We start from the raw sequence: 1,574 nt of genomic DNA, 5'->3' as shown, positions 1-1,574 counted from the left end.
GGTGGAGCCGGGCAAGGCGGTGGGTGTGGTGGTGTCCTCGAGGACGTCGGACTACCAGCCGGCGCAGGACGCGCAGGTGAGGGTGGAGCTGGTGTCGGTGGACACGCAGAAGCCGGTGGCGGTGCAGACGGGACAGACGGGACCGGATGGCGTGGTGCGGCTGGAGTTCGCGCCGCCGGCACCGGGCCCGTACAAGCTGGTGGCCACGGCGAAGAAGGGCGAGACGGACCTGGGGAAGGGCGAGGACGCGGTGGCGGTGCGAGCGGTGGGCCCGGAGCTGTCGGACGCCTCGGTGCGGCCGGAGCTGATGGAGCAGATCGCGAAGTACACGGGCGGCAAGGCGTACCGGCTGCCGATGAGTGGGCTGCCGGACGACGTGCCGTTGCTGGATCCGCCGGTGGTGGAGGTGGGGCGGGCGAAGGACAGGCCGTTGTGGGACCGGTGGTACTACCTCGTGGCGCTGGTGGGCCTGCTGGGCACCGAGTGGTTCCTGCGCCGCCGCTTCGGCTACGTCTAGGTTCCCTCCCGTGTGGAGGGCCCTCTCCTCACGGCTTGGACGGTTCTGGCCACAAGGTCGCGGACTCGATGTTCTTGACTGCCACGAGGTTCTTCTTCGTCCGGGGGTCGAACACATGGGCCGAGCGCGTCTCCCCCAGAACGAAGACAAGCAGCAGCCCACCGCGCACCTGGAAACCGAGGCGTTCGCCCGGCCTGGCCATCAGCCCCTCGAGTTCCACCAGGCTTCCGTCCTGCTCCCAGCGCACCGGAACAGTGGGGTAGGTGGACTCGTCTTCTGGATCCTGGGCGGTCCAGTAGTACAGCGCCCCCCCAGGCGTGGACAGGGACATCCACTTTCCAATCTTGCCCTGTGCCTGCCCCGGCAGGGCGGCGTCCAGCTTCTTCACGGAGGCCTCAGAGGCCTCTTGTCCGGGCAGGTCCCCGAACAGGGAGAGGGTCGGGTCGGGCAGCGCCTTGGCGGCGTCGAGCACGTTGACCCCGGGGCCTGAATCGAAGGAGGTGGGCTTCGACTCGATGCGCTTCCAGTCCGCCCCTTCCTGCCGGAACGCGAGTGCCTGCCCCCGGGTGCCCTCGTCCTCCACCGGGACGTCGGAGACGAGCGCGACCAGGCGCCCCTGGGCATCGAAGGCCACCTTGTGGATGCGCGGCGTGTCGGTGCCCTGTCCTCCCAGCGTGCCGAGCAGTCCCTTCAGGTCTACCGGCTTGCCACTCTTCGTCGGGAAGTCCACCCGCCAGACTCGCGGCTGGGTGCGATCGCCCGTGGCGGCGTTGAACACCAGCCCCACGTTGCCGTCCGGGCTCCAGGAGAGCTGGGACTCGTCACACGCCGCGTCGAAGGCGAAGACGGTGGGCTCACCGGAAGGCAGCGGCTGCCGTACCCACTCGCAACGCTGGGCGTCCACGGGCTTGAGGTACGAGAGCGCCGAGCCGGAGGCGGGAGCCGGGGGAGGCGCCTTGCTTGGAGTAGGCGCGGTGACGGCACCCGGGGCCGCGGTGGGGGGAGCGGGAGGGTTCGACTTGCAACCCGCCAGGACGAGAGCGGCGGCGAGCAATGG

General features: G+C 69.9%; 1 protein-coding gene and 1 pseudogene. One reads left to right on the top strand and one right to left on the bottom strand.

Annotated elements, in window-relative coordinates:
* Positions 1-517: pseudogene (locus tag VF794_RS25025) on the top strand (theronine dehydrogenase); the annotation flags it as partial.
* Positions 518-545: 28 nt separating this feature from the next.
* Here VF794_RS25025 and VF794_RS25020 read toward each other — a convergent pair.
* Positions 546-1,574: hypothetical protein (locus tag VF794_RS25020; protein WP_331114587.1), on the bottom strand; the 1,029-nt coding region annotated here is incomplete at its 5' end.

Source organism: Archangium sp. (genome assembly GCF_036389735.1).
Taxonomy (GTDB): Bacteria; Myxococcota; Myxococcia; order Myxococcales; family Myxococcaceae; genus Archangium.
This window is presented reverse-complemented; position numbering and strand designations above follow the sequence as displayed.